Origin of the sequence: Acinetobacter piscicola (assembly GCF_015218165.1) — a bacterium.
GTDB classification, from domain to species: Bacteria; Pseudomonadota; Gammaproteobacteria; order Pseudomonadales; family Moraxellaceae; genus Acinetobacter; species Acinetobacter piscicola_A.
Map to the genome: position 1 here is coordinate 2,635,421 of NZ_CP048659.1, position 19,422 is coordinate 2,654,842.

15 protein-coding genes and 2 tRNA genes are annotated in these 19,422 nt (G+C 39.0%); 12 read left to right on the forward strand and 5 right to left on the reverse strand.

Translation table 11 applies throughout. The features are described 5' to 3' along the window. Window positions 1-263: 263 nt before the first annotated feature. Both G0028_RS12940 and G0028_RS12945 read left to right on the forward strand, forming a co-directional pair. Window positions 264-1,343 carry an OmpW/AlkL family protein gene (locus G0028_RS12940; RefSeq protein ID WP_180045604.1) on the forward strand — a complete coding sequence of 360 codons (1,080 nt, stop codon included), beginning with the start codon at window positions 264-266 and terminating at the stop codon, window positions 1,341-1,343. 315 nt (window positions 1,344-1,658) lie between these two features. Beyond that, entirely contained in the window at window positions 1,659-2,888 is a 1,230-nt protein-coding gene (locus G0028_RS12945; RefSeq protein WP_180045603.1) for an MFS transporter, read from the forward strand. 200 nt (window positions 2,889-3,088) lie between these two features. Here G0028_RS12945 and G0028_RS12950 read toward each other — a convergent pair whose 3' ends face one another. After that, window positions 3,089-4,000 (reverse strand): LysR substrate-binding domain-containing protein, encoded by a 912-nt coding sequence (locus tag G0028_RS12950; RefSeq protein ID WP_174492295.1) that lies wholly within the window; start codon window positions 3,998-4,000, stop codon window positions 3,089-3,091. 106 nt (window positions 4,001-4,106) lie between these two features. On the opposite strand from G0028_RS12950, the gene G0028_RS12955 reads away from it, so the two are divergent. Beyond that, a complete protein-coding gene (locus G0028_RS12955) occupies window positions 4,107-4,970 on the forward strand; it encodes a pirin family protein (RefSeq protein WP_180045602.1) in 864 nt (287 codons plus the stop codon). Between the two features lie 50 nt (window positions 4,971-5,020). Here the strand turns inward: G0028_RS12955 and G0028_RS12960 are convergent, their stop codons facing one another. Beyond that, entirely contained in the window at window positions 5,021-6,121 is a 1,101-nt protein-coding gene (locus G0028_RS12960) for an AAA family ATPase (RefSeq protein ID WP_180045601.1), read from the reverse strand. A 115-nt stretch (window positions 6,122-6,236) separates the two neighbouring features. Next, window positions 6,237-7,652, reverse strand: coding sequence for a Si-specific NAD(P)(+) transhydrogenase (gene sthA / locus G0028_RS12965; protein WP_130074755.1), 1,416 nt, complete (start codon window positions 7,650-7,652; stop codon window positions 6,237-6,239). Window positions 7,653-7,846: 194 nt separating this feature from the next. Here sthA and lipA point away from each other — a divergent pair, with 194 nt between their 5' ends. The 9 genes from lipA (at window position 7,847) to purB (ending at window position 16,690) form a co-directional block, all read left to right on the forward strand. Then, a complete protein-coding gene (gene lipA, locus G0028_RS12970; RefSeq protein WP_130074754.1) occupies window positions 7,847-8,860 on the forward strand; it encodes a lipoyl synthase in 1,014 nt (337 codons plus the stop codon). 331 nt (window positions 8,861-9,191) lie between these two features. After that, entirely contained in the window at window positions 9,192-10,379 is a 1,188-nt protein-coding gene (locus tag G0028_RS12975) for a sensor domain-containing diguanylate cyclase (protein ID WP_180045600.1), read from the forward strand. Window positions 10,380-10,809: 430 nt separating this feature from the next. Further along, window positions 10,810-10,885 (forward strand) — tRNA-Glu (locus G0028_RS12980). Window positions 10,886-10,933: 48 nt separating this feature from the next. Further along, a tRNA-Glu gene (locus G0028_RS12985) sits at window positions 10,934-11,009 on the forward strand. 251 nt (window positions 11,010-11,260) lie between these two features. After that, on the forward strand, window positions 11,261-12,679 hold the full coding sequence (locus tag G0028_RS12990; RefSeq protein WP_180045599.1) for an amino acid permease: 1,419 nt from the start codon (window positions 11,261-11,263) through the stop codon (window positions 12,677-12,679). A 174-nt stretch (window positions 12,680-12,853) separates the two neighbouring features. Next, a complete protein-coding gene (locus G0028_RS12995) occupies window positions 12,854-13,339 on the forward strand; it encodes an NUDIX hydrolase (RefSeq protein ID WP_130074751.1) in 486 nt (161 codons plus the stop codon). 4 nt (window positions 13,340-13,343) lie between these two features. Further along, window positions 13,344-14,480 carry a tRNA 2-thiouridine(34) synthase MnmA gene (gene mnmA, locus G0028_RS13000; RefSeq protein WP_180045598.1) on the forward strand — a complete coding sequence of 379 codons (1,137 nt, stop codon included), beginning with the start codon at window positions 13,344-13,346 and terminating at the stop codon, window positions 14,478-14,480. Between the two features lie 30 nt (window positions 14,481-14,510). Then, entirely contained in the window at window positions 14,511-15,242 is a 732-nt protein-coding gene (gene hflD, locus G0028_RS13005) for a high frequency lysogenization protein HflD (RefSeq protein ID WP_180045597.1), read from the forward strand. Between the two features lie 59 nt (window positions 15,243-15,301). Further along, a complete protein-coding gene (gene purB / locus G0028_RS13010; RefSeq protein ID WP_130074748.1) occupies window positions 15,302-16,690 on the forward strand; it encodes an adenylosuccinate lyase in 1,389 nt (462 codons plus the stop codon). Window positions 16,691-16,754: 64 nt separating this feature from the next. Here the strand turns inward: purB and G0028_RS13015 are convergent, their stop codons facing one another. Together G0028_RS13015 and G0028_RS13020 are read right to left on the reverse strand one after the other, a co-directional pair. Then, window positions 16,755-16,997: a hypothetical protein gene (locus G0028_RS13015; RefSeq protein WP_180045596.1), complete on the reverse strand. Its 243-nt coding sequence runs from the start codon at window positions 16,995-16,997 to the stop codon at window positions 16,755-16,757. A gap of 88 nt (window positions 16,998-17,085) precedes the next feature. After that, on the reverse strand, window positions 17,086-19,263 hold the full coding sequence (locus tag G0028_RS13020) for an Ig-like domain-containing protein (protein WP_180045595.1): 2,178 nt from the start codon (window positions 19,261-19,263) through the stop codon (window positions 17,086-17,088). Window positions 19,264-19,422 lie beyond the last annotated feature (159 nt).

Sequence of the window (19,422 nt, forward strand, 5' to 3'; positions counted from 1 at the left end):
TTTTTTATTGCTTAGCGTGTGTATATTGGTTAAATGATCTATTTTTCAAAATATTGAAAAAATAATCATGTGAATTTTACAATGTAATTTAACTGTAACATCATTACAAAGCCTTATAAAAATTAAGGAATTCATCAACAAAAGCCCTAAAACGAGAACATTTATTAAATAAAGTCCTTGTTAAATGCAACATTCTTCTGCCGCAAAACAATCAAATAATGAAGCTGATAACAATGAGTAACAGCGGACATGGAGTCCATTTTATGAAAAAAGTACTTTTATGCTTTATGAGTAGCATTCCTCTATTCTCAACATGGTCTTATGCCGATTCTCCTTATTTCAGCTTAAAAGATGGCGATGGCTTTAAGCGTTTTTCCGTATCGGTGGGCGCTTTACACGTCATGCCTCAAGGCAAAGCACAGCCTATTCAAATCAATACTGCTGTCAAAGAAGGTGAAAAATCCAAAGTTGGGGACATCTCCATTGATTCCGTCAAAAACAATATGGATCCAGATATGGACCCCAATTTATCTTCAATCTTTGTCAATTTTCTAGATGGCTTAGGCATGGATACTTTGCCGGGTGCTTTGAGTGGTACGGCTGAAATCCATGGCTTAAGTCAATGGGAAAGTGCTGGAACAGGTTTGGAGGCAGATGATGTCACCACTTTAGGCTTAATGAGTAATTATTTTTTGACTGACCATATTTCCTTAGAAGTGAAAGCAGGTATTCCCCCAAAAGTTGACATTCAAGGTAAAGGAAAAATTTATGCCCCTTTTGAAGCATCAGCGACACCTGAGGTTATTGGCATTCCACTGCCCCAAATTGATATGAAAAATAATTTGCTCATCACTGATTTAGAAAATCATGGGGGTGCAGTTGCCGAAGCCCGAGCGTGGACACCTGCTGCAGAGTTGCAATATCATTTTGGCAAAACAGGGGTCAATAAATTCCGTCCTTATATTGGTGTAGGTGTGATGTATGCCTATTTTAATGAACTGGAAATGAATCCAAGTCTAGAAAAAGATTTGATTGATGCAGGACATATGATCGCAAATATTAAACAAGGACAAGCAGGTTCAGCCCTTGATGGCAAAGTAAGTCAGGCAAAACCTGAAGTTAGTTTGGATGCAAATGATGTCATTGCACCTGTAGCCACTGTAGGTTTTACCTATGATTTTAATGATCGTTGGTTTGCAGTGGGCTCTGTGAGTTATGCACAACTGACCGCTGAAGCAAACATTGCGGTTAAAGATGAAAAACTAGGTGAACTGATCAATGCTAAAACCGATATCGAAATTAACCCCATTTTAGGTTATGCAGGAATAGGTTATCGCTTCTAAGGTTATGAATAAATAGATGATCTAACCAAAATAAGAGGAATAGATGAGGCGTTTTGATTGCAAAATTCACCTCATCTTAGGCTGATCATTTCTAAAGAAGATTACACTACGCCCATCTCATCGAAAAATTAAAAGAATCAAATCACGACAAAGTCGCTTAAATGATAAACATACATGCAGGTAAAAATTAAATCCCTTGCCTCACCCACATAATATTCTAGATAACTTTATTTTATTGATTATTAAATTTTTATTTTGTCGTTTTAAAGTGATGAATCCGATACAATTTATTCAGCCTTATGCCATGGATGTTGTATGACTGCACACACTATTGATGAAACTAAATTTTCTAAACCCTTAATTTATATGCTGATTGGCAGTGCTTTCATACTCGCTTTGTCATTAGGTGTGAGACACGGTTTTGGGCTATATCTTGTTCCGATGAGTCATGAGTTTCAGTGGAATCACCAAGTATTTAGCCTTGCTATCGCCATGCAAAACCTCCTATGGGGTGCTGTGCAACCTTTCACAGGTGCATTAGCCGACAAATATGGCAGTAAAATCGTGGTCGCTGTGGGTGGTGTTTTATATACCATCGGTCTACTCCTGATGTCTGTCAGCTCCGAAGCATGGCTGCTTGATCTAAGTGCTGGATTGATTATTGGACTTGCACTTTCTGCCACCTCATTTTCGGTTTTATTGTCTGCGGTGGGACGTGCTGCACACCCAAGTAAACGTGGCATGGCAATGGGAATCGCCAGTGCTGCAGGTTCTTTTGGGCAATTCATCATGCTCCCGACCACATTATTATTGATTAAGAATGTGGGTTGGTCATCTGCCTTGGTGATCAGTGCTATTTTAGTTGCATTCATCGTTCCTTTAGCATGGATGCTCAAAGCACCTACGTATAATGCCCCTGCTACAGTTTCAAAAATCACTCAACCTGCTTTGACATTTAAACAAATTCTCAAAATTGCATTTTCCCATAAACCCTTTTTATTTTTGGCTTTAGGCTTTTTCGTATGCGGTTTTCAGGTGGTATTTTTAGGCATTCATTTGCCTGGATATTTGGTCGATCATGGTTTTGATGCCTCTAATGGTACTGTTTTCCTCGCTTTGGTTGGGTTATTTAATATCGTGGGAACTTATGGTGCAGGTTATTTAGGCGATAAATTTTCTAAACCACATTTACTGATGTGGTTATATGGCTTGCGTGGTATCGCAATTGTCGCGTTTTTGATGTTACCTCTGAGTATATGGACAATTTATAGCTTTGGCATCATCATGGGCATCTTATGGTTATCGACGGTTCCCCTCACAAACGGCATTGTGGCCAATATGTTTGGGGTTAAATATTTAACCATGCTCAGTGGCATCGTGTTTTTCACCCATCAAGTTGGCTCATTTTTTGGTGGTTGGCTAGGTGGCTTGAATCATGATTTAACAGGTAATTATAATATGATGTGGGCTTGTTCAATTGTCTTGAGTGTTTTCGGGGTAATGGTTCATTTCTTTGTCAATGAGGAGTCTGTGGTCGATGACTAACGCATTTTCATGGTTAAAACTGAGCATCACACTTGGGCTAATTTTTTTATTCACTCTTTCCGCAGTGCTTTGGCTAAATACGCCTGAACTTTTTGAATATTTTAATATGGCATTCTGTGCGCATTAAGATGATCATGTGAATGGCAAACACATCAAATAGTGTCTGTCATTCAGGCTTTTTTGATAAATTTTAAATCTCTTCACGACTCAAGCTTCAAGTCCTTAAACGCCGTAAGTAAATGTTCCAACAACACTCTTATCGCAGGTAACATGCCCAAACGAGAAGTATAAACAATATAAATCACACCTTTTGGTAAATGCCATTCAGGTAATAATTCAATTAAAGTCCCTTGTTTTAACTCCTCATGCACAAATACGCGTGGCAAAGATGCAATACCCACCCCTTTTAATACGGCGGCTTTCATTGCACTAAAATTATCAGTTTTCAATCGGGGTTGAAATTCAATATCATGAAAAAGATTAGCCTCACCACATTTATGTAATGTCCACATGGCTTTTGCTGCATGAAAACCAATACTTGGCAATTGTGCTAAATCTTCTGGACTTTGTGGAATCGCCAGGTGTTGAAACAAATGAGGCTTTGCCACGAGAGCATGTTCCCATGCATCTAATTCTCGTACAATCAAATCACTATCATCTAAAGGTGTATTACGGACACGGATCGCAAGATCAATTCCCTCGGCAATCAAATCTACCCGTCGATTCGTTGCCACCAAATCTACACGTACATGCGTATTGGTCTGCATAAAATCAGCGATCATCTCACCCACAGGCATTTCAACCAATGCGATTGGGCATGAGATACGCACCAAACCTGTTGGCTCATCTGACAAGGTACTTTGAATAAAATTTTCAGCGTTATCCACATTATCTAAGATTTTTAGACAATATTGATAAAATTGTTGCCCAACCTCAGTGACTGTAAATTGTCGAGTATTGCGTTGAATCAAACGAATTTTTAAACGAGCTTCCAAATCTGAAATACGTCTAGATAGTTTGGACTTGGTTATCCCCAACGTTTCACTTGCTTTTGTAAAACCTTGATATTTAACAACTTGAACAAAATAGTAATAGTCATTGAGATTTTGCATTCATTATCCTATAAATAGAAAAATCTGTTGTTATTTTCGCTCTTTAATCCTGTCTTTATACCTCGATAATAAATATTAAGCGAAATATAGATTTGAGAATATTACAATGAAAACTATTGAAAAAGTATATACCAGTCATCGTAGCAACTGGGTCGGTGATGGTTTCCCAACCCACTCAATGTTACCTATACACGAAATCAGCACTGCCACTAGTCCTATTATTTTGATGGGCTATACAGGTAAATATGCTTTTACACCTACTACACATCAGCGAGGTGTAGGTATGCATCCGCATCGTGGCTTTGAAACAGTGACTATTGTCTATGATGGTGAACTTGAACATCATGATTCAAAAGGCAATCAAGGTAAAATTGGCAAAAATGAAGTGCAATGGATGACTGCGGGTCGAGGCATTATGCACGAAGAACATCATTCCAAAGATTTTGCCAAAAAAGGCGGTGATTTAGATATGGTACAACTTTGGGTAAATTTACCAAGTCATGCAAAAATGACTGAACCACGTTATCAAGAGCTAACTGAGCAAAATATTCCCGAAGTTCAACTTGCGAATGACCATGGCATTGTGCGTGTTATTGCAGGTCAATATGTGAATGGACAACGCTTCGTCAAAGGGGCAGCTCACACTTTCACCCCAATCAATCTGTTAGATGTGCGTTTAAATCAACATGCTGTTGAACACTTTGAGTTTAATCCCCTTTGGAACAATATTATTTTTGTTTTAAGTGGCAAAGTAAAAATTGATGAACAAGAGTTTTCAGGCATGCAAACTGTATATTTAACCCATGATGCCGATTCAATTGCAATCGAGTGTCTCGAAGATGCAAAAATTTTAATCACCAGTGGCGAGCCCATTCATGAACCCATTGTTGCTCATGGGCCATTTGTGATGAATTCTGAAGCTGAAATTCAACAGGCATTTTTAGATTTTAAACGTGGTTTACTCGCTTAAAATTAGATCAAATGTAATAAAATAATCAACCTGTCTTGGCAGGTTGATTATCATCCTGATACAGCTGTAACAACCGTTTCCCCATTTTTCTGACCCAACTCAATATGTTGAAATTCACGATATTGCCTAATCATTTTAGCCAAATCAGATGAATGGCTTGTCACCCATAATTGAGTAAACTGACTCGCTTCAGCAATCAACATCGCCAGCGCAGGTAACAACTCAGGGTGTAAGCTATTTTCAGGTTCATTCAATGCCATAAAGTTGGGGGGGCGTGGACTCAGCAATGCCACTGCTAAACACAAAAAGCGTAATGTCCCATCTGAAAATTCAGCACTTTCCAAAGGTCTCAAAATCCCCTCGCGCTTCATCATCATTTGAAAACGTCCACCCAATTCTTCCACATAAAACTGAGTATTAGGAAATGCTTTTTCTAATATCGCATATAAAGTTTCTGTTTGCCCACGCTCTCGTAAAGTCTCAAAAGCCGCTGCCAAATTTGCACCATCATGCGCCAAAACAGGTGATCGAATACCCACCTGAGGGATCCGCATCGGAGAATGAGTACTCACCGAAAACTCATGATAAAAACGCCAATTTTTCATGCTTTCTCGTACTTGTGACACTTCAGGATATAAATGTGGATCAGACAGTTGTCCAAAGATAGAATCTTCCTGCGTTAACGTCATCGGGTAACTCATTTTTTCACCCTCAACATTTTTTAAAAATGCAGCTTGATTAACCCGTTGCATCAGCTCACTCATACCGCGACGTTGATAGCCACTCAACCAAATGTTTTCTTTTTTCACCAATGGATCTAAAGCAAATAAACTAATTAATGGCTCAGGAAAACCGATTTCTATCTGATATTCATAATATTGCATGTCTACAGCTAAAATCATTCGTTTTGGATCTTTCGCCCGATCTCCTACTCGATGACCACCTGCCCACATTACTTTTTGAATCCCGCCTTCTTCAGCAATCGCTTGTGATAAGCGTCCATTGGCTGCTTCATGCAACAAACGCATCGCTTTATAAAGATTAGATTTGCCACAACCATTTGCACCACTGATGATATTTAATTGTTTTAAGGGCAAGTTAAGCTTGCGAACTGAACGAAAGCCTTGAATCATGACAGATTGAATGGTCATAGTATTGTGCACATCTTCTATTTTTTGTGAGACGCTAATGGTTGTACTCAATTCATAAAAAACCCGCAAGCCTAAACTTACGGGTGAAATACGATATAAAAATTTTAAAATCGTTTTAGAATAAACGATTCATACCATTGAGTGTCGCTACACGGTACGCTTCAGCCATCGTTGGATAGTTAAATGTCGTTTCAACAAAATACTTAATGGTGTTATTTCCACTTTGCATCACGGCTTGACCGATGTGAATAATTTCAGCTGCATTATTACCAAAACAGTGCACACCCAATAATTCCAAAGTGTCGCGGTGGAATAAGATTTTAAGCTCTCCCACGGTATCGCCCGTAATTTGTGCACGCGCTAAATGACGGAATGATGCTTGCCCCACTTCATATGGAATTTTTTCTTCAGTCAACTGACTTTCAGTCTTACCAAAGAATGAAATCTCAGGAATAGTATAAATTCCTGTTGGAATGTCCTTCACGGGTTTAATGTCTTTTTCACCAGACATATTTGAACCAGCACAGCGACCTTGGTCATAGGCAGCCGATGCAAGAGATGGCCAACCAATGACGTCACCCGCCGCATAAATATTTTCAACTTCAGTTTGGTATTGATCATTCACAGCAAGCTGACCACGACTGTTTGGTGTGATCCCTACATTTTCCAAACCTAAGCCATCGGTATTCCCTGAACGACCATTACACCACAAAATCGCATCTGCTTTGATTTTTTTACCACTTTGTAAATGCAGTACAACATGGTCATCAAAGGTTTCTAAATGGTCAATTTGCTCATTGTGGCGAATCAATACACCTTGTTCACGCAAATGATAAGACAAGGCATCAGCAATTTCATCATCCAAATAGCTTAAAAGTTGATGTTGGGTATTAATCAAGTCAACTTTATGATCTAGACCAATAAAAATCGATGCATATTCGCAACCAATCACACCCGCACCATAAATAATGATTTTATGAATCGTAAAATCAAGGTCTAAAATTTTGTCTGAATCAAATACACGAGGATGATTAAAGTCTAAACCTTGTGGATGATATGGACGGCTACCTGTTGCTACAACCAATTGACCATAACCTAATGTTTCTTTAATGCCATCTTCACCAAAAATGATGACTGTATTTTTATCCTGAATATAGGCTTGACCATGAAATACATCAATATTATTACGGTCATAAAAACGTGAATGCGTATCGACTTGTTGTTGAATCACTTTATGTGCATTACGCAATACTTGTTTCATGGTGAATTGTTTCCAATCCCCAACCTTTTTAAACATCGGATCACGCTGGTAACGAATAATACTCGATACCGTTTGACGCAGTGCTTTACTTGGAATTGTGCCGACATGAGTACAGTTACCACCCAACTGCTCACGCACATCCACAATTGCAACACGCTTACCGGATTTAGCAAGCTTCATTGCCGCGCCTTCACCAGCAGGACCTGAGCCAAGTACGACTGCATCGTATTTCACATAATTCCCACTAACGACTTCTTTTTTACGTGGCATTCAAAGCTCCTTCCGAATTCTGTCTATATGCAATGTATATTATGAACTAAACTCACATAATTTTCTGTATTTCCCATGCATATATTCTGTGATAACTACATTTAGAAAATGAATAGTGTTTTTACCCTTTCATTTTCCAATTCCGCTATAATATAGCGAAATACCTACCGTCAAAAACAGTGGAAAAGTTGAATATGTCAGAAAACCGTAAACCTGAACAGGGTGTAAAATTACGTGGTGCAGAAAAAGTTGCTCGTATTCCTGTAAAAGTTGTACCAACGGTTGAAGCACCTCGAAAGCCAGACTGGATTCGGGTGAAAATGGCTGCGCCTGATGAAGTTCAGCGTATCAAAACAACACTTCGCGCTCAAAAATTACATACCGTGTGTGAAGAAGCAGCTTGTCCCAACCTCCCTGAATGTTTTGGTGGTGGTACTGCAACCTTTATGATCATGGGTGATATTTGTACCCGTCGCTGTCCATTCTGTGATGTCGCACATGGTCGCCCAAATGCACTTGACCCTGATGAGCCACGTCACATGGCGGAAACCATTGCCAATCTTGGTTTAAAATATGCCGTGATTACCTCTGTAGACCGTGATGATCTCCTCGATGGAGGTGCGCAACATTTTGTCGATTGTATTAAAGAAGCTCGTGCTTTAAGTCCTAAAACTTTATTGGAAATTTTAGTGCCTGACTTCCGTGGTCGTATGGATGTGGCTTTACGCATCATGACTGAATGTCCACCTGATGTATTTAATCACAACATTGAAACTGTACCCCGCTTGTACAAAGCCATGCGTCCAGGTTCTGACTATCAGCATTCTCTAAACTTATTAAAAATGTTTAAAGAATACTGCCCTGAAATTCCAACCAAATGTGGTTTGATGGTGGGAATTGGTGAAACTGAAGAAGAAGTCATTGCTTTGCTTGATGATCTTCACGCACATGGCGTGGACTATGTGACCATTGGTCAGTATTTACAACCTTCGAAAGAACATGCACCGATAGACCGTTTTGTCACGCCTGAAGAGTTTGAGCGTTATACAGCACATGGTCAAAAGCTTGGTTTTAGAAACATTTGGGCAGCGCCAATGGTGCGTTCAAGTTATTTTGCAGACCGTCAATATTATGGTGAGCCTGTTCCACAAGTACGTCGCAAGACTGATCCTGCGAAGAAAATTGCAGTGCAAACTATTGAAGCTTAATTAAAAATATATAGCTTAAAATAAAAAGCCCATCTAAAAAGATGGGCTTTTTGATATCAACAACATTATTTAATCAAGCTATTGACAATAAAATGATTGAATACTTCAATTTATGACACAAAATACCATACGCACAGCGAAAGACTAAACATGCATATTGAATATAACAGCAGTGCAAAAAATTGATCAATTATTGCAACGAAAATCACATTAATTTCAATAAAATATAACAGCATCAAATTATAAAAATTAAAAAAATCATTATCTTATAAAAAAAAATTACATGAAGTAAAATTATATGCTCTATAAACTCGTGTCTTTAGGTCGCACAATGAACCTACCATCCCCTGATTTTTTAACTGCATTTAGTATGGCAGCATTGACAGCTTTTACAGTGTCATGGGTGATGTGGGCATTGGGCAAGCACTATTGGAAACAAGGCATGTCTTGGGCTGTGATAAGCACTTTATTATATGCTTTTGCTTACATCAGTTTCCTTTTACAAAATATATTGGAATGGTTCGTCATTCCTGTCATTTCCAAATTATTCATCAGTTTTGCGATTGCAACCTTTACAGTCGCTTTAGAACGCTTTTGCCAAAGTACTCAATGGAATCGTGATTGTGCTGTTATTTTAATTCCGATATTCGCCACGCTTACTTTAGCCATAAGCTGTCTACCCCAAAATATTGCATGGTTTAACATGCTGCAAAGTGTAATCACCGTATTACAAACCATATATACCATTTTGGTTTTATTTCGCATGCGCTCACGGACCCCTGGTACAGGTTGGCTGTTGGTCAGCGGTGGTGCCTTAATTCATCTTGCCACAATACTCCCCCTTATGTTTATAGCAGCTCGCCCAAATCCTGAATTTACAATACAAGCCTCTACACAAGATATTTTAGCGATGTGGGCAATTTGTCTAATTTTATTTTTAAAAATGGTGGTGATGTCATTTGGTTTTTTAATTATGCTTCGAGACCGTCAAGCCGCAATTGAAGAAGATAAAGCAAGGCTTGATTATTTAACCCAACTCCCTAATCGCGCTACGCTAGTTGAAGCAATACGAGAAGCGACCTTACAAGCATCCAAGCAGCTAACCCCCTTGTCTTTAATGGTAATTGATATTGACCACTTTAAAAAATTTAATGATGAATATGGACACTTAGCAGGTGACCGTGTCATTCAAGTCGTTGCACAAATATTAAGACAACAATGCCGAGAAATGGATTTAGCTGCCCGTTACGGAGGTGAAGAGTTTATTCTACTTTTACCTCATACCACATTAGATGAAGCACATATTTTAGCAGAACGTCTATGTCATCATGTTCGTTCGATCATGGTGGACTTAGATGGAACACGACAATTAAATATCACCATTAGCGTGGGTGTACACTGCTGCATCCCAACACAAAATAGTACGTGGGAATCATTGGTTGCAGTTGCTGATGAGGCAATGTATCTTGCTAAGCAAAGGGGACGTGATCGAGTGGTTTTATCTAACTCGTTAACTTAACCACTTTGATCTGCCTTTAAAACCGATAAAAATTTATCCATTTGTTACAGGAATCTGCTTAAAAAGCAAACATGCCGATAAGCTTGGTATCATCGGTCACATACAATCAAAAAAATTACCTAATAACAATCAAGCGCTCAGATTTTTCACGCAGTCGTGTCGTTCCACAAAATACTAATATCTGAATAAAACCTTGAGAACAACAGCATATTCTTTAAGTGTAGTGTTGTCACTGATGCAATATATAAGCAATGGATGTATCACTCACAACTTAGATGACACCCTAAAATAGGTATTTTTTAAACTCAAATGCTTTAAAGCTGTGAATATTGTTTTATTTTTAAACAGTTATTTATTTTTTTGATTTTAAATGCAGAAAAATATTTGACACTTTTAAATATCCACCCTAATATACGCCCACCTCTGAAACGACCCTATCGTCTAGAGGCCTAGGACATCGCCCTTTCACGGCGGTAACCGGGGTTCGAATCCCCGTAGGGTCGCCATTAATTCATGGTTTAGTTTCTAAATTCAAAGGTACGCCTCATCTTATTGACCCTATCGTCTAGAGGCCTAGGACATCGCCCTTTCACGGCGGTAACCGGGGTTCGAATCCCCGTAGGGTCGCCATATATCTAATATACTGTGCTTAATACATAAGCATTCTAGTATTCATGCTTTTTTATTTTTAAATCTCTCGCAATGAATTTAATCATTCATTCTTTGTGTATGTTCTCGCATTTCCAAATGATTATTCACTCATAATCGTTAACTCCTCTTTGTCAATAATGACAATTGTCTTTACTTTATCAATTCTTCTTTGAACTCTGCATCAATAACACCTACAATGTTGCGCTTCGTTATTTAGCTAAATTACTTTTATGCAGTCACCTCACACACAGCATGATGCTCCAAATCAAGGACATTCTGCACCATTAAAACGTGCTATGAGCACGCGACACTTGGTGATGATCTCACTGGGTGGTGCCATTGGTACGGGCTTATTTTTAAGTTCAGGTGAAGTTATTGCACAAACAGGACCGATTGGTGCCATTATTTCTTATATTTTGGGTGGGATCATCGCCTATATGGTGATGCTATGTTTAGGTGAACTTGCAGTGCATATGCCAGAATCAGGTTCATTTGGAACATATGCACAAAAATATATTGGCCCTGCAACAGGTTATACGGTGACATGGCTATATTGGCTCACATGGTCAGCAACCCTAGGCACTGAATTTACCGCTGCAGCATTATTGATGCAGGAATGGTTTCCACAAGTGTCTATGTGGCTATGGACGATTATTTTTGCAGGCGTAGTGTTTGGTCTCAATATGAGTTCAACACGTTGGTTTGCTGAGTCTGAATTTTGGCTATCTTTGGTCAAAGTCATCACGGTTATTGCCTTTATTGTATTAGGCTTGTTAGCAATCTTTGGTCTGGTCAATTATGAAGGTTATAGTTCCGCGCCATTATTTAGCAACTTAACGGGTAATGATTGGTTTCCTAATGGGCTAATTCCTATTTTTACCACCATGCTGATTGTTAATTTTGCATTTTCAGGCACAGAGTTAATTGGTGTTGCAGCAGGTGAAACTAAAGATCCTGCAAAAAATGTTCCCAAAGCCATCAATACTGCTATCTGGCGTTTATTGATTTTCTTTGTCGGAACAATCATTGTGATTAGTGCGCTCTTACCGCATGAAATGGCAGGTTTAAATGCAGAAGGTGTCAGCAGTAGTCCTTTTGTCACCGTCTTTAATCATATTGGTATCCCATATGCAGAAGACATTATTCGTTTCGTCATCATTACCGCCTTGTTATCTGCTGCCAATTCAGGTTTATTCGCAGCCTCTCGCATGATGTGGTCATTATCTGCAAAAAAACAACTGCCGACTGTTTTTTCTAAACTGAATGCACGTGGTATTCCTTATATTGCAGTTATGGTCACTATGCTGGGGGCATTACCGGGTTTATTGTCTGAACATTTTGCACCTGAAACCATTTTCAAAAACTTACTTGGTGTTGCGGCATTTACGATGGTCGTCGTGTGGATGAGTATTTGTTGGAGTCAGTTTAATTTCCGCCGTGAATGGTATAAATCAGGTCGTCGTAAAGAAGAATTAGGTTTTGCTGCGCCGTTATTTCCCATCGTACCGATTTTAGGTTTTGTGTTCTGTTTCATTACTTGTATCAGTATGGTATTCGACCCTGACATGGTGGTGGGTTTTATCTGCTGTTTAATTTTTATCACTTGCTGTTATGCAAGTTATGCATATTTGTATAAAGACTCAGAATAATAATGTTCTTGCACATTTATTTCCTAGCTAAATCTTTTAGAGCAGACTAACCCTCTGCTCTTTTTTATCTACCAATCAATTGGTAATTTTTAAATACCATTTCAAATGAATGCAAACATAGCCATCAAGGGCTAAATTTTGTAGAATAGCGCTTTATTTCCCATGGTTTTGGTTATGACCTCTTGGACTCCTCATGTTACTGTCGCTACAGTTGTAGAAAAAGATGGAAAATTCCTTTTTGTTGAAGAACATACGGAAGGTGTAACACATACGGTATTTAACCAACCCGCAGGACATGTCGAGTGCGGTGAATCCATTGTACAAGCAGCAATTCGTGAAACCATGGAAGAAACAGGTCATGCAGTCGAAGTAGACGCTTTACTCGGTATGTATACGTATACACCTCCGATGTTTCCTGACCGCACCTATTTTAGATTTTGCTTTTTAGCCCATGTTTTAGATTATTTCCCAGAAGCCGAGCTTGATACAGGCATTGTTGGACCAAAGTGGATGACACTTGACGAACTCATCGAGTCAGCCCGCGCCCGTAGTCCATTGGTGATTAAAGCTGTACAAGATGCACTTTCTGGGCAAAAATACCCACTTTCGCTCATCTATGAGCATCAAAACTCTCCTTTCATTTCAAATTTGGATGCCTAGTCCTATGCAACAACGTGTCATCGTCGGTATGTCGGGTGGTGTAGATTCTTCTGTTTCTGCTGCACTTTTACTTCAACAGGGTTATCAGGTTGAAGGGCTTTTCATGAAAAACTGGGAAGAAGATGATGGCACGGAATATTGTACTGCAATGGAAGACCTTGCCGATGCACAAGCTGTGTGTGACAAAATCGGTATCAAATTACATACAGCCAACTTTGCCATGGAATACTGGGATCGCGTATTTGAGCATTTTCTACAAGAATATGCCGCAGGTCGTACACCTAACCCAGATATTTTATGTAATAAAGAAATTAAATTTCGTGCATTTTTAGACCATGCCGTAAACTTAGGTGCAGACTTTATTGCGACTGGACATTATTGTCGTCGTGGTGAAACATTAACCAACGCTCGTGGTGAACAATACGCACCCTTACTGCGTGGTGTAGATCAAAATAAAGATCAAACCTATTTCCTCCATGCGGTTCATGGTCGTGAAATCAATAAAACCTTGTTCCCTGTCGGTGAAATTGAAAAACCACAAGTACGTAAAATTGCTGAAGAACTCGGTTTAGCCACAGCCAAGAAAAAAGACTCTACAGGGATCTGTTTTATTGGCGAACGTCGTTTTAATGACTTTTTAAAGCAATATTTACCTGCTCAACCTGGAAAAATTGTCCTTGATACAGGAAAAGAGGTTGGTGAACATCATGGCTTAATGTACTATACGCTCGGTCAGCGTGGTGGGATTGGTTTAGGCGGTCTCAAAGGTGCTGAAGAAGGTGCATGGTTCGTTTTACATAAAGACATTGAAAATAACCGTTTAGTGATTGGTCAAGGTCATGAACATCCACTCATGCAAAGCACCATTTTATGGTCTGAAGCGATTGACTGGGTCGCTGGTGAACAAGACATTCCTGAAGCTGGTTTTAAATGTACGGCAAAAACACGTTATCGTCAGCCTGATCAGACCTGTACTTTGTTTAAAGACCCAACTACACCCAATGGTGTACGCGTAGAGTTTGATGAACCACAACGTGCAGTCACACCAGGTCAAAGCGTCGTGTTCTATGTAGATGACGTCTGCTTAGGTGGTGGTGTGATTCATCATACCAATGCACCAAAACCTGATTTTATTGATTAAGTCATTCAACAAACTGCAAGGAATTTAGGCATGGTTGATCTACCCTTTCAACAGCCTCAAACTTTGAATCCACTCCAAAATAAAACTTTGGCGTTAGCAGCTGTGTTTCAAGCCACACAGCTCACCCATATGACTGCAATGTCAGGACGTCAAAGTATTGGTGAAAGTGGTAATTTCTATTTTGAACAACTCATCAAAGCTAGCCTAAATATCCGCCCTCAAGACAATCAATCCTCAAAAACTTTAGATTTTTTTCATCAATTATCTGATATTTCTTTGGGTTTAAAGACCTTAGAAGGCAGCATTACCCAACCCTTTAATTCTGCACCAAAGTCAAGAATTCCAAAATTATCCAATGCTAAACTGCCTATGTCCTATGCCATGGCATTATTAAGCTTGGAAAAAAAAGTTTATAGCAATCCCGAATTTGTCGAAATCATTGAAAAATCTCAGCAAAAAATCTTAAAACAGCTGTCTTTTTTTGATAATGATTATACTCATCCAAGTATTATTGCTAATCTTGCACAGACCTATGTCGATACCGCAGGACAAATCAATCCACGTATTTTAGTGCGTGGTAATGCCGAAGCATTTAAAGACCCTACACATACCAATCGTATTCGCGCTTGTCTATTTACAGGTTTGCAAATGGCGCACCTTTGGCGTCAGCTCGGTGGTAGTTCTTGGGCAATGATTTTTAGCAAACGTAAATTGCTACAGGATCTTCAAGACCTTGCTCGCCTTCAATATCAGGTTACCTAACTTGAATGAAGCAGCATCTTTTTCGCTTTTCGTTTAATTCCAAAGTCTAAGGAATCTCTATGAACGCTTTAACTGCACTTTCGCCATTAGATGGACGCTATGCGAGCAAATGTGATGCTCTCCGTCCTTTCCTCTCTGAGTTTGGTTTAATCCACGCTCGTGTGACTGTTGAAGTGCGTTGGTTACAAGCGCTTGCTAACCGTCCTGAAATTACTGAAGTTCCACCATTCTCAGCTGCAACAAATGCTGCTTTAGATGCAATTGTTGCGAACTTCTCTGAAGACAATGCGAACCGCATTAAAGAAATTGAACGTACCACGAACCATGACGTGAAAGCCGTTGAGTATTTCTTAAAAGAACAGATTGCCAATATTGATGAACTTAAAAATGCAGGTGAATTTATTCACTTTGCTTGTACTTCAGAAGACATTAATAACCTTTCACATGCTTTAATGCTCAAAAATGGTCGTGCTGTTCTTGTTGAATCTATGCAACAAATTGTCGATGCGATTGCTGCTTTGGCTGAAACTCATGCTGAACAACCAATGTTATCACGTACACATGGTCAAACAGCAAGCCCAACAACTTTGGGTAAAGAAATGGCGAACGTGGCTTACCGCCTTGCACGCCAAATCAAACAATTCAACAATGTTGAACTTCTAGGTAAAATCAACGGTGCTGTAGGTAACTACAATGCGCACTACTCTGCTTACCCAGAAATCAACTGGCCTGCTCACTCGCAAGCATTTGTTGAATCACTAGGTTTAACATTTAACCCATATACAACTCAAATTGAGCCACACGACTATATCGCAGAAATGTTCGATGCTTTACGTCGTTTCAATACCGTATTAATTGACTTTAACCGTGATGTTTGGGGTTATATCTCTTTAGGTTTCTTCAAACAACGTTTGAAAGAAGGCGAAGTTGGTTCTTCGACTATGCCACATAAAGTGAATCCGATTGACTTTGAAAACTCAGAAGGTAATTTGGGTATTGCAAATGCGGTATTGGCTCACCTTGGTGAAAAACTTCCAATTTCTCGTTGGCAACGTGACTTAACTGACTCTACAGTTCTTCGTAACATGGGTGTTGGTTTGGCACAAAGCTTAATCGCGTTTGAAGCTTGCTTAAAAGGCATTGGTAAACTTGAATTAAATGCTGCACGTATTCTTGAAGACTTAGACCATGCTCAAGAAGTTTTAGCTGAACCAATTCAAACCGTTATGCGTCGTTATAACGTTGAAAAACCATACGAAAAATTAAAAGCATTAACACGTGGTCAAGCGATGACACGTGACATGATGGTTGATTTTGTGAATGGTAATGAACTTGAAGCCGTTCCTGCTGCAGATCGTGCACGTTTAGCCCAAATGACTCCTGCAACGTATACAGGAAATGCTGCTGAACAAGCAAAACAAATCAAAGATTTGATTTCTAAAATCTAATCGATTAAGAAAAATAAAAAGCGAAGCCTAGGCTTCGCTTTTTTTATCAATCATATTGTATACACTATGGTAATGGGCAATAATGCATCCAATCTGCTTTCATTTTTTCTAATTCATCACCCGTCAATATATCACTATAATAAATAAAATAAGTCGTATCTGGATATTGGATTTTATGTCGATAGAGCATGCCACGTAAAGACACTAAAAGCTCTTCAGGAAAATCTCCATCGAGTTGATCAAGCTCTTCAAAATCATAATTAAAATAACAATTTTGCGTCGCAATAAAGGCTTCAATAACCGCCATACATAATCCCTAATTCTACGAAATGCCATACATACTGTTTAAAAAGTAGAAAAAACAATGTCAATCATCGCTTACTCATATTTAAACTTTAACCCAAACCAAGTACAGGTATAAATAACTCATCACTCAATGCATTGAATCGAATATGTGCTAAAACATCGCTCTTTGGATTTGAGATCGCACTTTGTACTGTATTCGCGTCCATTTTCGCCGCCTGCACATCTTGCAATATTGATTCAATGTCTTGATTTTCAGATACAGATTCTTGTTGCATTAAGCTTGAAATATTCACTGCTGCATTTTCAGAATATTGATTTTCAGGTGCAATATCTAAGACTGCGACATTGTTTAACACTGCAGCAATCGCATGTTCATCCACATATGCTTCAGATGCTATTTTCGCTGTTGCTTCTGCTGCGATGACTGTAAAACCAAAGCCTTCACTCATCACACTACTGTTATTTGCTGCATCCATTTGTGTAAATGTAAAACTATGCTCACCTAAAGCCAAATCATGACTTGGGGTAAATGTCCATTTTCCACTTTCCACTTTGACAGTTGCTATTGCCTGACCATTATCATAAATCGTCACTATGGCGCCAGACTCACCTGTCCCTGCAAACTCAGGGCGTGCATCATCTGTTTCTCCATGATTTGCAATGGTTTTACCTTGATCACCATCCCCATTAACATCATCTGTGACCGTTTTTAAAACCACTTTATTGGGCGCAATGGTATCTTTTGTACCTATCACTTGGGTACTTTCGGACTTATTACCTGCAGCATCAAAGGTATAAATATGAGCAATCGCTTGATCTGTCAAACTGCTCTTTAAAGTTATGCTAAATTTCCCTGCTGCATCACTGACAGTCGAACCAATTAAAGTCCCTTCTTTATTATAAATTTCTACTTTTTGATTGGCACCCGTTTGTCCTGTAACTTCATTACCTTCGGCATTAAGCTTTGCAGTCACAGCATCAGGAGCTATCGTGTCCATTCCTGCTTTTATCACCAAATCTTTCGAAGCATTGCCCGCCGCATCTGTTACAGTCAGATTTGCTGTTTCATCTTTGGCTAAAGCAGGTTTAATTTGAGCCGTAAAATAGCCTTGATCATCAGCAGTTGCAAATGCGATTACTTCACCTTGGCTATTTTTTATTGTAATTTTACTGTTAGCCTCAGCATAACCCGTCACTTGGTCACCTTGGGCATTGACTTCAATACTTGGCTGCTTTGGTGCTAAAGTATCTTTCCCGACAATCACTGTACTTGCATCTGACTCATTCCCAGCAGCATCTTTTACAACTACTTTAGCTTCAGCACCTGTAGCTAAAGCAGGTGTTATAGAGATTGAAAATGTTCCATCTGAAGCCACAGTGACAGGCCCTGCCAAGACTGTTTTACCTGCTGCATCATAGACATACACTTTTGCGCCTGCTTCAGCCTGACCAGATACAATACTGCCTGTCTCATTGATTTGCACCTGTGCTGCATCAGGGGCAAGGGTGTCTTTTGTCCCTGTAATCACAGTGACTTGAGATTCATTGCCCGCTGCATCTTTTGCATAGATTAAAACTTTTTCATTATTGATCACGTCGCGATCTAAAGTGAGCTTAAAATTGCCCTCTGCATCAGCGACTGCCTGTCCAAGTGTCTTGCCTGACACATCTTTTACATAAACTATCGCACCTGCTTCTGCTTTACCTGTAACCACTTTTCCATCAGAATCTAAAGTTGCTGTAGGGACTGAAGGTGCAACTAGATCAGTATTTGCTGCATGACCGTCATCATCATTGTCATGAAATGCAGCTAGATAAATCCCCTCTAAACCCAATAAAATTAAAGCAGGTTTCACTAAGTCTTTTTCATACCAAGCAACGGTTTCTTCAGCAACTTGTGATGTTTGCATATTTTCAGGTGCTAAATAAGTTTGACTTGCTTCAAGTTCTTGTATCACTCGTTTAGGATCATAATTTATCTGATAACCTTGAGCAGTGATGACCAGCTCTTCAAAAATTCCTTGCGTATTACTGAGTAAAATCTGGTGAGGTGTTTCATTTCCTTGATGAACAAAATTGTCTAGTATAATTTTTTCACCATTTTTTAGAATAATTATAGCTTTATCACCCATATGCTCAACGGATGCAATTTGTTCTTTGGTATACCCTAAACGAATAATAGATGGCTGATTTAAAGGAATATGTTTATTTTCTGAATTTTGCAATGTGACTAAAGTTGATTTATCTAAAACGACTATACCAGTCATTATATCCTCGTTGAAAACAGCAATTTAAATAAATGCTTACGCTAACAAAAGCCCTTACAAAGTACAATCAATAACACGTGAATACTTAACAATTAAATCTAATTTAAGTTCAATTTAAATCTACACTTAATTTAAATTTTTATTACACTACTGAACATC